At 56.4% G+C, this 18,641-nt stretch carries 17 protein-coding genes; 13 read left to right on the top strand and 4 right to left on the bottom strand.

What is annotated here, in order from left to right; translation table 11 throughout:
• The first annotated feature begins 366 nt into the window (after positions 1-366).
• The gene (locus U738_RS00085) at positions 367-1,356 is read left to right on the top strand and encodes a TAXI family TRAP transporter solute-binding subunit (protein WP_035576435.1); all 990 of its coding nucleotides are present in this window, start codon (positions 367-369) and stop codon (positions 1,354-1,356) included.
• Between the two features lie 103 nt (positions 1,357-1,459).
• Positions 1,460-3,661 (top strand): TRAP transporter permease, encoded by a 2,202-nt coding sequence (locus U738_RS00080; protein ID WP_035576434.1) that lies wholly within the window; start codon positions 1,460-1,462, stop codon positions 3,659-3,661.
• A gap of 100 nt (positions 3,662-3,761) precedes the next feature.
• Here the strand turns inward: U738_RS00080 and metF are convergent, their stop codons facing one another.
• Positions 3,762-4,604: a methylenetetrahydrofolate reductase [NAD(P)H] gene (gene metF, locus U738_RS00075; RefSeq protein ID WP_035576433.1), complete on the bottom strand. Its 843-nt coding sequence runs from the start codon at positions 4,602-4,604 to the stop codon at positions 3,762-3,764.
• Positions 4,605-4,747: 143 nt separating this feature from the next.
• Here metF and U738_RS00070 point away from each other — a divergent pair, with 143 nt between their 5' ends.
• The gene (locus tag U738_RS00070) at positions 4,748-5,683 is read left to right on the top strand and encodes an AEC family transporter (protein ID WP_035576432.1); all 936 of its coding nucleotides are present in this window, start codon (positions 4,748-4,750) and stop codon (positions 5,681-5,683) included.
• Here the strand turns inward: U738_RS00070 and ligB are convergent.
• Complete coding sequence (gene ligB, locus U738_RS00065) at positions 5,680-7,356, bottom strand: NAD-dependent DNA ligase LigB (protein ID WP_035576431.1); 1,677 nt, start codon at positions 7,354-7,356, stop codon at positions 5,680-5,682. The genes U738_RS00070 and ligB overlap by 4 nt on opposite strands.
• A gap of 136 nt (positions 7,357-7,492) precedes the next feature.
• Positions 7,493-8,713, bottom strand: a complete 1,221-nt coding sequence (gene metK / locus U738_RS00060; RefSeq protein ID WP_035576430.1) for a methionine adenosyltransferase — start codon at positions 8,711-8,713, stop codon at positions 7,493-7,495.
• Between the two features lie 250 nt (positions 8,714-8,963).
• Here metK and tkt point away from each other — a divergent pair, with 250 nt between their 5' ends.
• From tkt to U738_RS00025, 7 genes are all read left to right on the top strand, one after another.
• A complete protein-coding gene (tkt, locus tag U738_RS00055; RefSeq protein ID WP_035576429.1) occupies positions 8,964-10,955 on the top strand; it encodes a transketolase in 1,992 nt (663 codons plus the stop codon).
• A 3-nt stretch (positions 10,956-10,958) separates the two neighbouring features.
• Positions 10,959-11,312: a CidA/LrgA family protein gene (locus tag U738_RS00050; protein ID WP_035576428.1), complete on the top strand. Its 354-nt coding sequence runs from the start codon at positions 10,959-10,961 to the stop codon at positions 11,310-11,312.
• The gene (locus U738_RS00045) at positions 11,302-12,027 is read left to right on the top strand and encodes an LrgB family protein (protein WP_035576427.1); all 726 of its coding nucleotides are present in this window, start codon (positions 11,302-11,304) and stop codon (positions 12,025-12,027) included. The genes U738_RS00050 and U738_RS00045 overlap by 11 nt, the downstream gene beginning before the upstream one ends.
• A 108-nt stretch (positions 12,028-12,135) precedes the next feature.
• On the top strand, positions 12,136-13,173 hold the full coding sequence (locus U738_RS00040; RefSeq protein WP_035576426.1) for a type I glyceraldehyde-3-phosphate dehydrogenase: 1,038 nt from the start codon (positions 12,136-12,138) through the stop codon (positions 13,171-13,173).
• A 60-nt stretch (positions 13,174-13,233) separates the two neighbouring features.
• Positions 13,234-14,403: a phosphoglycerate kinase gene (locus U738_RS00035; protein WP_035576425.1), complete on the top strand. Its 1,170-nt coding sequence runs from the start codon at positions 13,234-13,236 to the stop codon at positions 14,401-14,403.
• Positions 14,404-14,483: 80 nt separating this feature from the next.
• Positions 14,484-15,548, top strand: coding sequence for a class II fructose-bisphosphate aldolase (fba, locus tag U738_RS00030; protein ID WP_035576424.1), 1,065 nt, complete (start codon positions 14,484-14,486; stop codon positions 15,546-15,548).
• A gap of 180 nt (positions 15,549-15,728) precedes the next feature.
• The gene (locus U738_RS00025) at positions 15,729-16,079 is read left to right on the top strand and encodes a hypothetical protein (RefSeq protein ID WP_035576423.1); all 351 of its coding nucleotides are present in this window, start codon (positions 15,729-15,731) and stop codon (positions 16,077-16,079) included.
• A 16-nt stretch (positions 16,080-16,095) separates the two neighbouring features.
• On the opposite strand, the gene U738_RS00020 is transcribed toward U738_RS00025, so the two are convergent.
• The gene (locus U738_RS00020) at positions 16,096-16,521 is read right to left on the bottom strand and encodes a hypothetical protein (protein ID WP_035576422.1); all 426 of its coding nucleotides are present in this window, start codon (positions 16,519-16,521) and stop codon (positions 16,096-16,098) included.
• Positions 16,522-16,808: 287 nt separating this feature from the next.
• Here U738_RS00020 and U738_RS00015 point away from each other — a divergent pair, with 287 nt between their 5' ends.
• The 3 genes from U738_RS00015 to U738_RS00005 all read left to right on the top strand — a co-directional run.
• A complete protein-coding gene (locus U738_RS00015; RefSeq protein WP_035576421.1) occupies positions 16,809-17,507 on the top strand; it encodes an HAD-IA family hydrolase in 699 nt (232 codons plus the stop codon).
• 2 nt (positions 17,508-17,509) lie between these two features.
• On the top strand, positions 17,510-17,884 hold the full coding sequence (locus tag U738_RS00010) for a translation initiation factor Sui1 (protein ID WP_035576420.1): 375 nt from the start codon (positions 17,510-17,512) through the stop codon (positions 17,882-17,884).
• A 57-nt stretch (positions 17,885-17,941) separates the two neighbouring features.
• Positions 17,942-18,641 (top strand): nuclease-related domain-containing protein (locus tag U738_RS00005; RefSeq protein ID WP_035576419.1); only part of this gene is annotated, 700 nt, incomplete at its 3' end.

The raw sequence follows: 18,641 nt of genomic DNA, 5'->3' as shown, positions 1-18,641 counted from the left end.
CCTCATTTCTATCCCCTCACCCTTATCTCCTCGCCACCACGGCTGGCCTATTCAACTTTCACCAGCCGGGTAGCCCTACGTTTACGACCCGACTTATAGCCGTTAGCGTACGGACAACTCAATTTGTGTGCGGTTATCCGCACACAAAAAAACCGTCATCGTGCGAACACTCGGACACTTCAGCTGTTAGCACTTGCCACCAAAGTTGAATAAAAAATTTATAAATAACTGATTTTAAAAGAACAAACTTTAAATGGCACAACTATCGCTGTTATATACAGGCATACCTGCTTAATGCAGTATCCACTGGCGGTATTAATAGAGGCCGTCAGTATATAACCCCAATAACAGCTAGGAATTTTCGCCATGCGCAAACATATGCCTAAAACGTTCACTCTCCTCGCCAGCAGCGCCCTGCTTGTCGCAGCGGCCAGCAGCGCCCAGGCTCAAGACCGTTCCGGGTGGCCCGACAACTTCACTGTTGGCACCGCTAGCCAAGGTGGCACCTACTTCGTTTACGGTTCAGGCTGGGCGAACTTTATTGCCGATGAGTTAGGCGTATCTGGCGGCGGTGAAGTCACCGGCGGCCCCACTCAAAACCTGGCACTTGTGCACACGGGCGACATGGCATTTGGTTTAACCACCATGGGCCCCGCCTCTGATGCCGTTAAAGGTGAAAGCCCGCTAGCGCCTGGCATGGCAATGGACAATGTATGCGCCATGTTCCCCATGTACGAAACGCCGTTCTCCATTACCGCGCTTTCTGACAGCGGTATCGAGTCAATTTCCGACATTCCTGATGGCGCGCGCATCGGCTTTGGCCCGGCTGCCTCAACCTCTGACACCTACTTCCCAGCAATCCTAGAAACGCTAGGCGTTGACTTTGAGCGCCGCAACGGCGGTTGGTCAGATCTGGGCGGCCAGTTGCAGGATGGCTTGCTTGACGTTGTTGCCTTCGCTGCCGGCATTCCGATTCCCGCCGTTAGCCAGTTGGAAGTACAAACTGACGTCAATATCATCGAATTTAACGAAGAAGAGCTGGCCACGGTGCTAGAAAACTTCCCCGTTGCTGAATTCATGATCCCGGCCAGCACCTACACAACGCTGGAAGAGGACGCTCGCGCTGTCTCCATGTGGAACTTCGCTATTGCGGGCTGCGACCTGCCGGAAGATTTCGTCTACGAAGTCACCAAGGCCACCATGGAAAACAATGACCGCATGCGCTCTGTGCACCGCAGTGCTGAAACCACCATTCCAGAAAACATCAAGCACAACACCGTGCTGCCGTTTCACCCCGGCGCGGCACGCTGGTACGAAGAGAACGGCTATGAAATTGATGATGACATGATCAACTAAGCAACCTTCAACGTTCTAACTGCCCCGTTTCCGGCCCTGCCGGGCGGGGCAGCTTTCGCTGCTACTACCCCTTTGTCTGCTTTTGCTGTGAGGGTGAACTCTAATGAGTCACAAAACCGACCAAGAACCCGATGACCTCAAAGATGATGCCCACGCGGCGTCAGCGATACCCGAGTCCATTGCCGATGGTGTCGATGAAGACCTTGTTGAACCCAATCGCCGCCTGTTTACCGGCTGGCAATTCCTGCTATTTGCGGCATTAGCGATCGCTTACTCAAGTTTCCATCTGATTTCACTCAACGTGTATCCGATGGAAACCTGGTCGTTTCGTATCGTGCATATTGCCGGCGCGCTTATTCTCGGTTACGGGCTATTTGCCGGTGCCCGCTTTGCCGATGACGATCACCAAGCATCAGGTGCCTGGATTAAGTGGGTGAGCTACGCGTTACTGATACCCGCCGCCTACACTCTGGCGCAAGTCTTTTTGATGTATCAGACACTCAGCGGCGGTGCCATGCGTATCGACCCGAGCGTCGAAAACTGGCACTACGGCTACCCGCTCATGGCGACCACCGCGGGGGCAATTGTCCTGTCATGGTTTTATAGTCAGGCACGGCATCGCTTCAACCCTGCCGATTTGGTACTGATGGTCTGTGCACTGGCCAGCGCTGGCTATTTACTGGTGGCGTATAACACCAATATCCGTATGTCGACGGGCACTTCTTTCGCCCCCTCAGGCATCTCCTGGGCGGCCATCGCGGGCTCATTGCTGATTCTGGAGCTCACCCGCCGGGTAGCGGGTTTAGCGTTGGTAGTGATCTCCGCGATCTTTTTGACCTACGTTTTTGCCGGCCCTTATTTGCCGGGCTTTCTGGGCTATCCGGGGCTGTCACTGCAGCGCTTCTTTAGTCAGGTGTATACCGACGCCGGTATTCTCGGCCCCACCACTGCGGTGTCGTCGACCTATATTATTCTGTTCATTATTTTTGCGGCTTTCCTCCAGGCCTCTAAAGTCGGCGATTACTTCGTTAACTTTGCCTTTGCCGCAGCAGGCCGCGCCCGTGGTGGCCCGGCCAAGGTGGCTATTTTTGCCTCTGGCTTGATGGGTATGATTAACGGCACCTCGGCAGGTAACGTGGTTTCCACCGGCTCGTTGACCATTCCATTGATGAAGAAAGTCGGCTACCCCGCACGTAGCGCGGGTGCCATTGAGGCCGCCGCCTCAACTGGCGGGCAAATCATGCCGCCGATTATGGGCGCGGGTGCGTTCATCATGGCGGAAGTGACCGGCATTCCGTACACCGAAATTGCCCTTGCCGCGGTCATTCCGGCGATTCTGTATTTTGCCTCTATCTACTTTATGGTCGACTTTGAAGCCGCCCGTAAAGGCATGCGCGGGATGCGCAAAGATGAGATCCCGCTGTTCTCTAAGCTGGTCAAGCAGGTCTACCTATTTGCGCCGATTATTATCCTGATTGTCGCGCTGTTTATGGGCTATTCGGTGATTCGCGCCGGCACCCTGGCGACGGCTTCAGCCGCGGTGGTTAGCTGGCTTTCACCCAATAAAATGGGATTTCGTGCGATTCTTAAAGCGCTGCAAATAGCGGGCACCATGTCGATTCAGATTATCGCCGTGTGTGCCTGTGCGGGCTTAATCGTCGGGGTTATCTCGTTGACCGGTGTTGGCGCGCGCTTCTCATCGCTACTGCTGGGACTAGCAGGTGTTAGCCAACTATTGGCGCTAGTGTTCGCCATGCTGATTAGTATTCTGCTGGGTATGGGGATGCCGACCACTGCCGCCTATGCGGTGGCCGCTTCTGTGGTCGCGCCAGGCTTGATCAATATCGGCATTGAGCCGCTAATTGCTCACTTCTTCGTGTTCTACTTTGCGGTCGTCTCAGCGATTACGCCGCCCGTTGCCTTGGCCTCCTATGCCGCCGCCGGTATCTCTGGCGATAACCCCATGGGCACCTCGGTGGCCTCGTTCAAGATTGGCTTGGCTGCGTTTATCGTACCGTTTATGTTCTTCTACAGCCCGGCCATGCTGATGGAAGGCTCACCGATGCAGATTCTGCGCGTTGGGTTAACTGCGACGCTAGGTATTGTGCTGCTTTCTGGTATGGTTCAAGCGTGGTTCTTTGGCCCCGTTAACCTAGTGCAGCGTGTCGTCATGCTGGTAGGCGCGCTGTTTTTAATCTACGGCGGTATCTATACCGACATTGCCGGCCTTGCGATTGGTATCGTGCTATTCATGATGCAGCGTAAGATGCACGGTGGTGGTAGCAAAACGGCGCAAGCTGGCTGATTGATTTAAGCCGCTAAACGCTAAGCGTTAAAAACCCCGCTCAACAATTGTTGAGCGGGGTTTTTAATGAGCGCAAGGTAGGCAAAGAAAAGAGGCTTGGTTAATCGGTCAGGTTATCGACGATTTTCAGCACCGGCGCCGCTTGGTTAAGCGTGTAGAAGTGCAGGCCTGGCGCGCCGCCATCCAGCAATCGCTGGCAAAGACGGCTCACCACATCGGTGCCAAAGGCAGCAATGGCTTCGCTGTCGTCGCCATAGGACTCTAACTGTTTGCGAATCCAGCGTGGTATCTCGGCACCGCAGGCGTCAGAAAAACGCGCCAGCTTGGTGTAGTTGGTAATCGGCATGATGCCGGGAATAATCGGCTGCTCGACGCCCAGCGCGCGGGCTTTATCGACGAAGTTAAAATAGGCATCGGCGGTAAAGAAATACTGGGTAATGGCCATATTGGCCCCCGCCTTCATTTTACGCGCAAAGTTTTCCACATCCTTATCAAGGTTGGGCGCCTGTGGATGCGATTCAGGATAGGCCGCCACCGCAATATCGAAATGATCGCCGGTTTCTGCGCGAATAAACTCAACCAGTTCATTGGCATAACGCAGTTCGCCAATGCTTCCCATACCTGAGGGCATGTCACCACGCAGCGCGACCAAGCTATCCACGCCCTCCTCGCGGTACTGCGCCAGCAGATCACGCAGTTGGGCTTTTTCACTGCCGATGCAGGAAAGGTGCGGGGCGGTCGTGATGCCGCTCTCACTGACCTCGCGCACCACCTGGCGGGTACGCGCCTGGGTAGACCCGCCAGCACCGTAAGTCACCGAAAAAAAGCGCGGATTGCGGGCGGCCAGCTCATCGCGAACGTAGATCAGCTTGTCGCGCCCAGCATCGGTATTGGGCGGAAAGAATTCAAAGCTGATACCTAGCGGATGCTCGTGGCTGCTCATGGGACTTCCTTATTAGTGATTAATAGTGGTGATATTTTGCGGTATTCTCGCTGTTCCATCGCGCTGGGGCTAATGAAAGATTCCACGCTTGGCCTTTAATTCGGCTCATGTTAGCCGTTCATATCATTTTACCGGGAGCCATCATGGATTTAGCACCCAGCGCCTTAATGGGGCCACTGCTGATGTTATTGGGGTATGTCGGGCTAGGCTGGATAGCCGCACAACGGTTAAAAATAGATCCCCGCCCGATTGCGACGCTGCTGGTGTACCTCATTGCCCCCTTTACGATTTTTCGCGCGCTGATGAACGGTGGCCCAACCCCTAGCTACCTGTTACTCACATTAGCGCTATTTATGCTGGCGAGCCTAATGGCGCTGGTGGTGCAACGCATCACACGCCACCGTTTTGGTGAACAGGAAGCCGCTCTGCTGGCGTTCTCTTCAGGAACGGGCAATACCGGCTATTTTGGTTTACCGATTGCGTTGATCTTGCTGCCCCCCGAAGGTGTCACCCTTTACCTGTTCTGTATGCTGGGGATTAATATCTACGAATTTACCGTGGGCTTTTATCTCAGCGCACGCGGGCGTTTTTCGGTGCGCGAAAGCCTGATCAAAATTTCGCGCTTACCGCTTATCTACGCCTTCCTGTTAGCGTTACTGCTTAGCACCCTTGACGTCGCCCTACCCGCCGCGGTCATGAGCTCACTGCAAGTGTTCCCTGCCACCTATACCCTGCTGGGTATGATGATTATTGGTATGACGCTGAGCCAAGTGACGCTTTCCGCCTGGGATACGCGCTTTGTAGCCGCCTGTTTAGGGCTACGCTATCTGATGTGGCCATTGGTCATGCTAGTGGCCGTGTTAATACTGCAGTGGGTCACGCCACTTTCCACAGAGTTAGCCCTAGCGCTGCTGTTGATAGGCGTGGTGCCCATGGCTGCTAATGTGGTGGTGGTGGCGATGGAACTGGGTATTCAGCCACAAAAAGGCGCGTTAGCGGTGCTGGTCACCACGCTGCTTGCGCCACTGCTGATTCCACTCTATCTCGGTTTAATGCTGCGCCTCACCGGGTTGGGCTAAAAGCCGGCAACACCCGCTTGGTTAAGCTGTGCAGCCATGCGCTGCATTTCCGGGTGACTGAAAAATGCGACCAGCGCGTCAGCACGCACAGGGCCAACGCCTGGCACGGCTTGCCACTGTTCGCGCCGATAGCCTGCTAACTCATACCAATCCCCGCGAGCCGCGTCACTGCCCGGCGGCGCGCCCAGCGCACTTAGCCAAGCTGCAAATGGTTGACCACGGGCTGCTTGAAATTGCTCAGTGAGCGAGGCGGCAGTGGCCTCGCCAATGCCGTAGGCCTCGCGCAACTGGCGTGGCTCAACGTTCAGCCAGTCGAGTAACTGCGTGACGACGCCCGCCTCCATCAGCGCTTGCCAAGTACCTTCACCGATACCCTGCATGCCTAGCTGCTCGCCCAGGTAGGTAAGCCGCGATAGCAGTTGGCTTTCGCAGCCGGGGGTTAATTCAAAACAGCTCAGCAGGTGGTAGCGCTGCGGTGACGGGGGAGTCAGTGGCGAGCGCTCCTGGGTATGCCACACCACCTCGCTTAGCTGGGGAATCGTTAGCCCCGCTAGCGAAATCGCCACTTGGTCTCCGGGGCGGACATCCAGTGATTCCCAGCGATCCAAGGAGCCCAGTGAAACGCGGCTAATGCGCCGCCCTTCTAACAGTACGGGATTGAGCCATACCAGCGGCGTTACGCGCCCGGTGCGCCCAACGCGAAACTCAATGCCGCGCACCTCCGCCAGCGCCTGCTGGGCAGGGTATTTCCAGGCAATGGCCCACTCCGGTGGTGACGAAGACCAGCGGCGCACGCCAGGGCGCTCGGCTTGTTTAATCACCACGCCGTCAGTGGCAAACGGCAGCGGGCCGTTGAACCAGGTATCGCGCCAGTAGGCGGCATCACGGCGATCATCCAAGGGATAGGTGTAGTCGGCGCTATCAAAGCCCAGCGCACTCAGTTGGGCTAAGCGGCTTTCCATGTCGGTCGGGCCGTCAGGCCAGCCCCACACAAACAGGCCAATACGCTCAAGGGTGGTCGCTTCAGGCGAAGACTGCGCCATGGCGCCTGCCACGGCGCCTCGGGCACCCGAAGAGGGTGAGCGCGACTGAACGTGTGCTTCCAAGCGCCAATACAACTCGCCTTGGAGTAGCGCAGAAATCGGCTCGGGTAGCGTATTGGGAACGGCAGGCAACTGTCGGGCACGGGCTGTCCAGTCTTGCCCTCTTTCGCCATCGCCACGGCTAACAGCTTCGACCAGCTCACCATCGGCATAGCGCAGCGTCACCGCTACGCCGTCCACTTTGGGTTGGATCCACAGGTCTTCGCGGCGACTGGTAAAGCGCCTGACGCCATCGTCATCGGCTTTATTGAGACCGCGCTGGGCCGCTGGGTGCTCTAGGGTGCCGCTACTGCTGGTCACCCGCGTCAGCGGGCGATGATCCGGTTCTGCGCCTAAACAGCGCTGCCAGTTGGCTAGTCGCTCCACGGCTTGGTCGTAGAGAGCATCGTCGATCAACGCAACGCCTTCTTGATGGTAAGCGATATCCCAATATTCAACATGTTCCGCAAGCGCCTGGCTTTCACGGCTTAAACGCTCTTGCGACCAATCAGGGCATTCGGCAGCCTGTGCGGAAAAAGTGACAAGCCCGATAAGGCCAGCGAATACCCACCCAACGACGCCTCTCGTCATCTCTCGCCTCCACAAAAAATAATTAGCCAACAAACTCAGCCTAGCGCAGAGTGCTGATACAGGGCACAAAAAAAGCCCCCGGCCAGAGCCAAAGGGGCAATTTCATACATTGCTTACAAACGGAATAGCAAATCTCTTACAAACCGGCGGCCTTGCGCAGCGCATCAGCCTTATCAATCTTTTCCCACGGGAAGGCGGTAAAGGTTTCGGTATGCGATTGGCCTTTATCGTCGCTCCAAGTGTAGCTGTGCTCAAACGGCACCCGACCAAAGTGGCCATAAGCGGCGGTGAGCTGATACATCGGGTGCAGCAGATCAAGCATTTTGGTGATCGCGTAGGGGCGCAGGTCAAAGTGCTCGCGAACCAGCGCAACGATCCTGGCATCGTCAACCTTACCGGTGCCGAAGGTGTCGATGGAGACCGAGGTCGGCTCGGCCACGCCAATCGCGTAGGAGACCTGAATCTCGCACTTGTCTGCCAGGCCTGAGGCCACCACGTTCTTGGCCACGTAGCGGCCGGCATAGGCGGCGCTGCGGTCAACTTTAGAGGGGTCTTTGCCCGAAAATGCACCACCGCCGTGGCGCGCCATGCCGCCGTAGGTGTCGACAATGATCTTACGACCGGTCAGTCCACAGTCGCCCACCGGGCCGCCAATCACGAATTTGCCGGTCGGGTTGATATGGTACTGGGTACTCTCATCCAACCACTCAGCGGGGATCACCTGCTCAATGATCTCGCGCTTGATCATTTTGCGCAGGTCTTCTTGATCAATGTCAGGATCGTGCTGGGTAGAAAGAACAATGGCGTCGACACCACAGGGCTGGCCTTCGGCGTTATAGCGGAAGGTCACCTGGCTTTTGGCATCCGGGCGCAGCCATGGCAGTAGGCCATTTTTACGCAGTTCGGCCTGACGCTCGACTAAACGGTGCGAGTAGTGGATCGGTGCCGGCATAAACGAATCGGTTTCGTTGGTCGCATAGCCGAACATCAGGCCCTGGTCGCCAGCGCCCTGATCTTCCGGTTTGCTGCGGTCAACGCCTTGGGCAATCTCGACACTCTGCTTACCGATCAGGTTAACCACGCCGCAGGTCGCGCCATCAAAGCCCACGTCGGACGAGTTATAGCCAATGCTGATAATCACATCACGCACGAGGGTTTCTAAATCGACCCAGGCGGAGGTGGTAATTTCACCCGCAATGATCGCCACCCCGGTTTTCACCATGGTTTCACAGGCAACACGCGCCTGTTTATCGCGGGCGATAATGGCATCTAGCACCGCGTCAGAAATCTGATCGGCAATCTTATCGGGATGACCTTCGGAGACGGACTCGGAGGTAAACAGGGAATATTCGCTCATCGCGCACTCTACCCTCTGTATGACGGCTGTAGGTAACCCACAGCATCAGCAGGAAATCATGGCAGGTGTCCCCTGCCCATATTAGCGAAGTAATGACGTTCTTCATCACTTCGGGAGGCAGAGTCTACACGCTGTCGGCGATGCTTCCCAGAACGTGATTCCTAGAATTTGCTGTCACATTTGCCGCAACATGGGAAGTCAGCGACAATAGCGCCTTTATAATTTCTGTTTTCAGGCGAGGAGCACCCCCATGCCGTCCCGTTTTGAGCTAGCCAATGCCATTCGCGCCCTCTCCATGGATGCCGTTCAGAAGGCCAAGTCCGGCCACCCTGGCGCCCCCATGGGAATGGCTGATATCGCCGAGGTGCTATGGAATGACTACCTCAAGCACAATCCCGAAGACCCCAAGTGGGCCGATCGTGACCGCTTTGTGCTCTCCAATGGTCACGGCTCCATGCTGCTTTACTCGCTGCTCCACCTCAGTGGTTACGAGCTAAGCCTGGAACAGCTGCAGAATTTCCGCCAGCTGCATTCGCCCACCGCGGGCCACCCGGAATTCGGCTACGCGCCCGGCATTGAAACCACCACTGGCCCACTGGGTCAGGGTTTTGCCAATGCCGTGGGCTTTGCCATCGCGGAAAAAACCATGGCGGCGCAGTTCAACCGCCCCGGCCACACCATCGTTGACCATCACACATGGTGCTTTGTAGGTGACGGCTGCTTAATGGAAGGTATCTCCCACGAAGCCGCCTCCCTGGCCGGTACCCAGCAGTTGGGTAAGCTGATCACTGTATACGACGATAACGGCATCTCTATCGATGGCGAAGTGGAAGGCTGGTTTACCGACGATACCGCCAAGCGCTTTGAAGCTTACGGCTGGCACGTGGTGCCCAATGTGGATGGCCACAAGCCTGAAGAGGTGAAAGCCGCTATTGAGCTGGCCAAGAGCCACGACGATAAGCCGAGCCTGATTATCTGCAAAACCATTATCGGCTTTGGTGCGCCCAACAAGCAGGGCAAAGAGGACGCCCACGGTGCGCCCCTAGGCGATGACGAAGTGGCGCTGGCACGCACCCAGCTCGACTGGCCCCACGCGCCCTTCCATATCCCCGAGCCGATTTACTCGGCCTGGGATGCCCGCAACGCTGGCAAAGCAGCCCAGCAGAAGTGGGAGGAGCGCTTTGCTCGCTACGCAGAGGCCTTCCCCACGGAAGCGCGGGAATTTACCCGCCGCATGAAGCGCCAGCTGCCGACGGAACTGCCCACCGAAGCCTTGATTGAGCAGGCCCAAGAGCGCGGCGAGACCATTGCCTCGCGTAAAGCCTCCTTTGAAGTGTTAAATGCCATTGGCCCGCAAATGCCGGAACTGCTGGGCGGCAGTGCCGATCTGGCGCCGTCTAACCTGACCTTCTGGAAAGGCGCCAAAGCGATCACCCCGGAAGATGCCAGCGGCAACTACCTGCACTACGGTGTGCGTGAGTTTGGCATGGGGGCGGTTATGAACGGCATCGCCCTGCACGGCGGCCTGGTGCCTTACGGCGCGACCTTCCTGATCTTTATGGAGTACATGCGTAACTCGATCCGTATGGCGTCGTTGATGGGCCAGCAGGTGATTTACGTATTTACCCACGACTCCATTGGCTTGGGGGAAGATGGGCCGACTCACCAGCCTATCGAGCAACTGACCAGCCTGCGCACCACGCCTAACCTCAATACCTGGCGCCCTTGTGATGCGGTGGAAACAGCAGCCTCCTGGGATGCGGCCATTAAGCGTCACTCGGGCCCCACGGCGTTGGTACTCTCTCGCCAGAATCTGCCCCATCAGCAGCGCACCAAAGCGCAGCTGGCATCGATTCAAAACGGGGCGTATGTCCTGAAAGATAGCGAAGGGACGCCCGAGCTGATTCTGATTGCCACCGGTTCAGAAGTCGCCCTGGCGATGGACGCCGCCGCCGAGCTTGAGCAGCAGGGCAAAGCGGTGCGGGTAGTCTCGATGCCGTCAGCCTACCGCTTTAACGGCCAGGACGCGGAGTACCGCGAAAGTGTACTGCCCAAAGCGGTCACCAAGCGTATCGCCATCGAAGCCGCCCACGCCGACTACTGGTACAAGTATGTGGGCCTGGAAGGCCGCGTGATCGGCATGACCACCTACGGCGAATCCGCCCCGGCGGGGGATCTGTTCAAGCACTTCGGCTTTACCGTCGAGAATGTGGTCAAGCAAGCCAACGAACTACTCGGCTAAGCCATGCCCGCGCTCAGTGGCTTTCTATGGCTGATTAGCTACTGGCTGATCGGTGAAGTGGTGATCCACTTCACCGGTCTGCCGATCTCGTCAGGCGTGATCGGCATGCTGCTGCTCTGCGCAACGCTCGCTGTGCGTGGTCGTGTCCCGAGCAGTATTGCCGCAGCCGCCCAGCCGCTCATTGCACTACTGGCCATGCTGATTATGCCCGGCGTTGTGGGGGTGTTTTTCATCATCGGTGAGCTGGCTGGCCAGTGGAGCGCCATTCTTATTGCCTTAGTGGTGGGCACGTTACTCAGCGTGACGACGACGCTTTGGCTGCTCAAACGCCTAATCGGGCAGCCCCATGCACGCTAATACACCGCTACTCGAACTGTTAACCACTACCCCGCTATTTGCGGTGGGCTTAACGCTCGCCGCTTATTTGCTGGGTAGTGGTCTATTCCAACGTTTAAAGCGCCCTGCTTGGCTACCCGCCATTTTGATTGCGGCGCTGCTGCTGGCGGGGGCGTTAGCGCTGATAGGGCTGCCCTACGCCACCTACCAGCAGGGTGCCACTTGGCTAACGGTGCTATTGGGGCCCGCCACGGTGGCGCTGGGGATGCCGCTTTATCAACAGTTGCCGCGCATCGTTGAGCTATGGCGACCTTTGGCGATTTGTTTACCCATCGCCGCCACATTGGCGGCTTGCTACTCGCTGGCCATTGCTTGGTTACTGGGCAGTACGGATACCATACTCGCTTCCATTGCCGCCAAATCGGTGACCGCACCTATCGCCATTGGCATTACCGAGCAGCTGGGCGGCACCACGGCACTACTGTTGGGCGCACTGCTGGTGACCGGTGTGATAACGATTCCCTGTGTTAGCCTAGCGGCGCGTTGGCTACATATTGAGGATGACCGCTTGATCGGTTTTGCCCTGGGGCTTAACGGCCATGCCATTGGCACGGTAAGAGCGTTTGAGATCAGCCCCACGGCCGGCGCTTTCGCGTCACTGGGCATGAGCCTCACGGGTATATTCACCGCGGTACTGCTGCCACTTGCCTGGCGATTGATAGGCATGGCCAGCTGATAGGCGCAGTTAGCCGATAACAGTCGCCCGCTGAAATACGTTATCATCGCAACGAGTTCTAGCCTATTTAGATCATTGTCGATTCACTTTTAAGAGCCACCCTTCTGCATGGCTAATTCAGCTTCCAGCTATCGCATCGCCATTAACGGTTACGGGCGCATTGGCCAATGCGTGCTGCGGGCGCTCGTTGAGCGGTACCACCCCGAACTTGAAGTGGTCGCCATTAATGAGTTGTCTGACCTTGCGACGATCACTTACCTGACCCGTTACGACACGACCCATGGTCGCTTTCCCGGTGACGTCGATAACGACGGCCAGGCCCTTATCGTCAACGGCCAGCGCATCCAGGTACTCTGCGAACAAGATCCACGCAAGCTGCCCTGGAAGGCGCTTAATGTGGATCTGGTACTGGAGTGTTCAGGAAGCTTTAAAGATCGCGCCACCGCTGAGCTACACCTAGAGGCTGGCGCTAAGCGGCTACTTTTTTCCCAGCCAGCGGAAAACGATGTCGATGCCACCATTGTGTGGGGCATTAATGAGGACAAGCTAGCGCTGTCCCAGCGCGTTCTCTCTGCCGCTTCCTGTACTACCAACTGCCTTGTGCCGCTGCTGACCGTTCTGGATGAAGCTCTCGGTCTTGAACATGGTGTCACCACGACGATTCATTCGGCGATGAACGACCAGCCAGTGATCGATGCCTATCACCAGACCGACCTGCGCCTTACCCGCTCAGCGATGCACTCCATAGTGCCAGTGGATACCGGTCTGGCGCTCGGCATTAGCCGCTTGATGCCCCATCTTGCAGGCCGCTTTGAGTGCCTACACGTACGCGTACCGACTATCAATGTCTCTGCCATGGACGTAGCGCTCACGGTTAGCCGCGACACCCACCGAGACGATGTGAATGCGCTGCTGCTGGCTGCCAGTCAGCAGCGTTTAAAGGGCGTGCTTGGCTATACTGAAGCCCCTATGGCATCGGTTGATTTTAATCACGACCCGCGTTCAGGCATTCTGGACGCTACCCAAACCCGGGTGGCTGGCAAGCGCCTTATCAAACTGCTGTGCTGGTTTGATAACGAGTGGGGGTTCGCTAACCGTATGCTCGATATTAGCCAGCGGCTGGCCAGCCTTTCGGCACAGACGTAACCTGTTTGCATTAGCTGTTTATATTTAGTTCAACGGCCTAAACACGAGGAAACCGCTCACATGAACGTGAAGAAGATGACTGACCTTCCCTTGGAAGGACAACGCGTGCTGATCCGTGAAGACTTGAATGTGCCCATCAAACATGGCCGCGTTTCCAGCGACGCCCGCCTGCGGGCCGCGCTGCCGACGATTCAGGCAGCCGTGAAGGCTGGGGCCAAAGTGATGTTGATGAGCCACTTGGGCCGTCCCACCGAAGGCGAACCCGCCGAGGAGTTTTCCCTCGCGCCGGTGGCGGAACATTTAGGTGAGCTATTAGGCCGCCCAGTACCGCTGGTCAAAGCATATCTTGGCGAAACCCTTGAGCTTGCCAACGGCGACGTGGTGCTGCTGGAAAACGTGCGCTTTAATAGCGGCGAGAAAAAAGACGATGAACAGCTGGCAAAACAGTACGCCGCGCTGTGCGATATCTTTGTGATGGATGCGTTTGGCACCGCCCACCGCGCCCAAGCCTCCACCCATGGCGTGGCGCGCTTTGCCCCTAGCGCCTGCGCGGGGCCTTTGCTTGCCCAGGAGCTGGATGCGCTTGAAAAAGCACTGGCGCATCCGGCCCGGCCCATGGCCGCCATCGTCGGTGGCTCGAAGGTCTCTACCAAGCTGGATGTACTCACCGCGCTGGCGGAAAAATGCGATCAATTGATTGTCGGCGGCGGTATCGCCAACACCTTTATTGCCGCTGCAGGCTACAATGTCGGCAAATCACTCCATGAGGCCGATTTGGTGGGCCAGGCGAAAGCGCTGATGGAGAAGGTGTCAATTCCGCTCCCGACCGATGTGGTCGTCGCCACCGAGTTTTCTGAATCGGCCAAAGCGGTAGTCAAGCCCGTGGATCAGGTGGCTGACAACGAGATGATTTTGGATATCGGCCCAGATACCGCCGCTCATTTGGCGAGCATGCTCAAAGACGCTGGCACCATCCTATGGAACGGCCCCGTCGGCGTCTTTGAAATCGATCAGTTTGGTAAAGGCACCCAGGTGATCGCCCAGGCCATCGCCGATAGCGCGGGCTTTTCTATTGCCGGTGGCGGCGATACCCTAGCGGCCATTGATAAATACGCCATTGCGGATCGCGTCTCGTACATTTCCACCGGCGGCGGCGCCTTTCTTGAGTATGTCGAAGGCAAGCAGTTGCCAGCCGTGGCAGCACTCGAAGCAGCGGCCAAACGCAGCTAACATAAAGCAACTTGAACCTGGGCGCTTATGGTGCTCGTTCAGATAACCCAATTGACAACGCAAACAGGTAAGATAATTTTATGGCTCTGATCAGCATGCGCCAAATGCTCGACCACGCCGCCGAATACGGTTACGGCATTCCGGCGTTCAACGTCAATAACCTTGAGCAAATGCGCGCCATTATGGAAGCCGCTGATGCCACTGACTCGCCCGTCATCGTGCAAGCTTCTGCGGGCGCGCGCAAGTATGCGGGTGCGCCTTTCCTGCGCCATCTGATTTTGGCAGCCGTCGAAGAGTTTCCGCATATCCCTGTGGTGATGCATCAGGATCACGGCACTAGCCCGGCGGTCTGCCAGCGCTCTATTCAGCTCGGCTTCTCCTCGGTCATGATGGATGGCTCGCTGGGCGAAGATGGTAAAACGCCCACCGACTACGACTATAACGTCAATGTTACCCGCCGCGCGGTGGAAATGGCGCACGCCTGCGGCGTTTCCGTAGAAGGCGAGCTGGGCTGCCTGGGCAGCCTGGAAACCGGCATGGCCGGCGAAGAAGACGGTATCGGTGCGGAAGGCAAGCTGGATATGGAGCAGCTGCTAACGGACCCGGAAGAAGCCGCTGAATTTGTTAAAGCGACCCACGTAGACGCGCTGGCGATTGCCATTGGCACTAGCCACGGTGCTTACAAATTCACCCAGCCACCGACCGGCGACACGCTCTCCATCCAGCGTATTAAAGAGATCCACGCACGGATTCCAGATACTCACTTGGTCATGCACGGCTCCTCCTCTGTGCCCCAGGAGTGGCTCGAAGTGATCAACCAGTACGGCGGAGAGATCCCTGAAACTTACGGTGTTCCCGTCGAAGAGATCGTTGAGGGTATTAAGCACGGCGTGCGCAAGGTCAACATTGATACCGACCTGCGCTTAGCCTCTACCGGGGCAGTGCGTCGCTTCCTGGCGGAGAACCCGTCTGAATTCGATCCGCGTAAGTTCTTGAAAGAGACCGTTACCGCCATGCGTGATCTGTGTATCGCTCGCTACGAAGCCTTTGGTACGGCGGGCAACGCCAGTAAGATTAAGCCAATCAACCTGGAAGAGATGTTCCTGCGCTATGAGCGTGGCGAGCTGGCGCCTAAGGTAAAATAAACGGGTAGCTGATACGCCTCGAAAAAGACGACCTTCGGGTCGTCTTTTTTTGGCCGCTCTTTTTATATAACACAGGTTATGGCTAACGAAATAGATGTTGCAATGCAGCATTGATACCTTAACACTGGTAATGAGGCCACGACGTTTCGTGTTCCAGCAAGGAAGGAGGCCACAACACTTATGAAATTGACGACTCCCCTGTCCCTACTGCCCACTACTCCGGTAGCAATGTTCGATATATGGAAAGTCGGCATCATGGCCTTCGAGCTATGGTCGACGTCTTTGTCGACGATCACTATGCGAAATCATTTATGGCAAACACAGCCGTTTTTCAGTCCTAAAATGATGCAAGAAAATCAGCGCATGGTCACCGAAAAACTCGAGGCCAGCATGGAAGCTGGCCTCGTCATGCAAAAAGCGCTGCTCAATTCAATGAGCGGGCAGCAAGCCCCCTGGTGGGTTACCAGCCAGCGTACGATGAAACCCTACCATCAGCGTAGTAGCGCTAACTCGCGGCGACTCGCCAAGTAGCGCTGGGGCACTGACGCTACTCATTATCGTCGGTGCCCTCTTCATCATCCTCACTATTCTCTTCTTCGCTGCTATGGATAGCATCGTCAGGACTCCCCGTACCGCCTGTGCCAGCCTCTGGGTTGCGCTCTTCACTCTTGCCAGGCTCTAGCTCTACATCAGCTTCACCCGCGCTGGTGGCGACTTCTTCGCCCTTCTCTTCCTCCTCCTCTTCTTCACGAGCGCGTGCCTGCTCATCAGTGCCATCGGAATCGCTAGAGGACGTCTCTTCATCGCGTTTTACCGACCCCGCTTTAATACCGTACTCCTCTTCTAGTGCCTCATCATCCAGAGGCTCGTGCTGTTCGCCCTCTGCGTCATGATTATCAGCAAGCACATAACCAGTCGTCGTTAGCAACGCAGCGCTGAGTGCAAAGGGTAGAAACCAAGGGGCTAGTCGCATTGGGTGTTCTCCATGTTGTGGTTATAACAGAATAGTGTATCCCTACTATCTCTTCAGCGCAGCTTGGCTGTTTCTAACGCTAGCGCTACAGCGTGTCCTGAAGCCTAAATGACATACACCAGCGGCCGCCAAAATGAGCGTAGCTGTTTAAGCTGGCTCAAGAGTAACGTGCAAGCAAGCAAAAAATTACAAAACAGTGTTCACAAATGGCGTAAAATCCCGTTCAATAGCAGTATGGATGGCTTCAACTAACACTGGCAGCGCTTGAGCCGCTGCAAGGAACCGCAATGCCGCTCCCACTTTTGCTGTTTGACTGTGATGGCACCCTCGTCGATAGCGAGCCGCTACTGGCCGAAGAGATGGCCGCCGGACTTAATTCAGTAGGCCTGCCTTTCGCTGTTACTGATTATCTAGGCGAATTTCGTGGGGCGCGCTTTCGACGTATCGTGGCTGAACTGCAACAACGCCATGGTGACGTTGATCCTGTCCAGCTTGAACACATGGAAATCTCTATGCGGGCCAATTTAGCTACACGGCTTGCTCAGGAGTTAACGACGATACCTGGCGCCCACGAAGCGCTGGATATTTTGGCCGCTTATCCCAGTGCCGTGGTGTCTAATGGGCCTGAAAGCAAAATTCGCACGGCTTTAGAGGCGACAGGACTTAGTCACTATTTTGGCAAACGCTTTTTCAGTGGCTATACCGCCAATTGCTGGAAGCCCGAACCCTGTTTACATTTACACGCAGCGAGTATCATGGGCTATTCAGCGCGTGACTGCATTGCTATAGACGATGCCTTGGTCGGTGTGCGTGCGGCGCTTCAAGCGGGAATGACGGTGATTCACTTAAACCGTTTTCCTGATGCCGAGACAACGCCTGAGAACGCTATCATGATCAGCAATATGTATCAGTTGCCTGCCGTGGTGGAGCGACTCACGCGTGAGTATTGGCAAACCCCTGTGCCTCAACACTCAATGGGAGGATGATAATGCCCTCTTTACGTGACCAGCTCGGCGGGCTGGTTTACTCCACTGAACATGGCAAAACCTGCCCCACCTGCAGGGAACCACTTGATGCCTGCCAATGCGATGAGCTGAGCGAACAGCAGCGACTGGCGGCACTTGATGGCGTGGTGCGCATTCGCCGTGAAACGAGTGGTCGGAAAGGCAAAGGCGTTACCACCATTAGTGGCATTCCCCTGCCTAGCGAAGAGCTTAAAACCTTGGCCAAAACGCTTAAAAAGCGCTGCGGAACGGGGGGAGCCGTTAAAGAGGGTATTATTGAAATTCAAGGCGACCACCGCGATACCCTGCATCAAGCGTTAAGCGCACTCGGCTACCAGGTTAAACTCGCTGGAGGTTAGGCCTCTACACCACCCTGACTTACCTGCGGGTAAGTCGCTATAAAGCAAGGCACTGCAATGGCTTGGCTGGAATACTTGCTACCCCTGATTTTTCTATTCCCCATGGCGGCAATGGCCAGCATTGTCCTTGCGCTGCGCAGCCTGCACGATGCTCGCGTTCACTCCCCCTTCAATGCTCCGCTTCATGAACCGGGCCAAGCACTGCGCTACCGCCTTGACCAAGCGTTTTCCAGCCTATTTTTAAACGCCGCATTAGGCCCCATTATCAGCCTCGCCCCGCTTGTTTACGGAATGGGGCGCATGCTGTTTGTTGACAAGCAGGATTGGGTCGAGTGGGCACTGTATGGCCTACTCAGCACCTTACTTGTGCTGACATTTTCCTTGCTGCTGGTCCGCGACTATCAGCGTATCCGGCGACTCAAGCTAGGTTTAGCCTGCGAGCTTGCCGTTGGCCAAGAGCTGGAGCGCCTGGTCCGCCCTGATGCGCACCCTTACTATGTGTTTCATGATGTGCCCACCGATAGTTTCACGATTGATCACGTGGTAGTCACACCCCACGGGGTATTTGTGGTCGAGACGCGGGCAAGAACACACGCCATCGGCACCGATGGTAATGAGCTCAACACTGTAGCGGTGGAGCGTGAGCGGTTACGCTTTCCACACTGGCAAGAGCGTCGCCCATTACATAAAACACGCCAAGGGGTTAGCTGGCTGGCTCACTGGCTTGAGCGACGCTGTGGCGTGTCCGTACCCGTAC

It is taken from the genome of Halomonas sp. TG39a (assembly GCF_000744395.1).
GTDB lineage: Bacteria > Pseudomonadota > Gammaproteobacteria > Pseudomonadales > Halomonadaceae > Vreelandella > Vreelandella ventosae_B.
The sequence above is the reverse complement of the archived record's forward strand: the minus strand, read 5'-3'. Positions and strand labels throughout refer to the sequence as shown.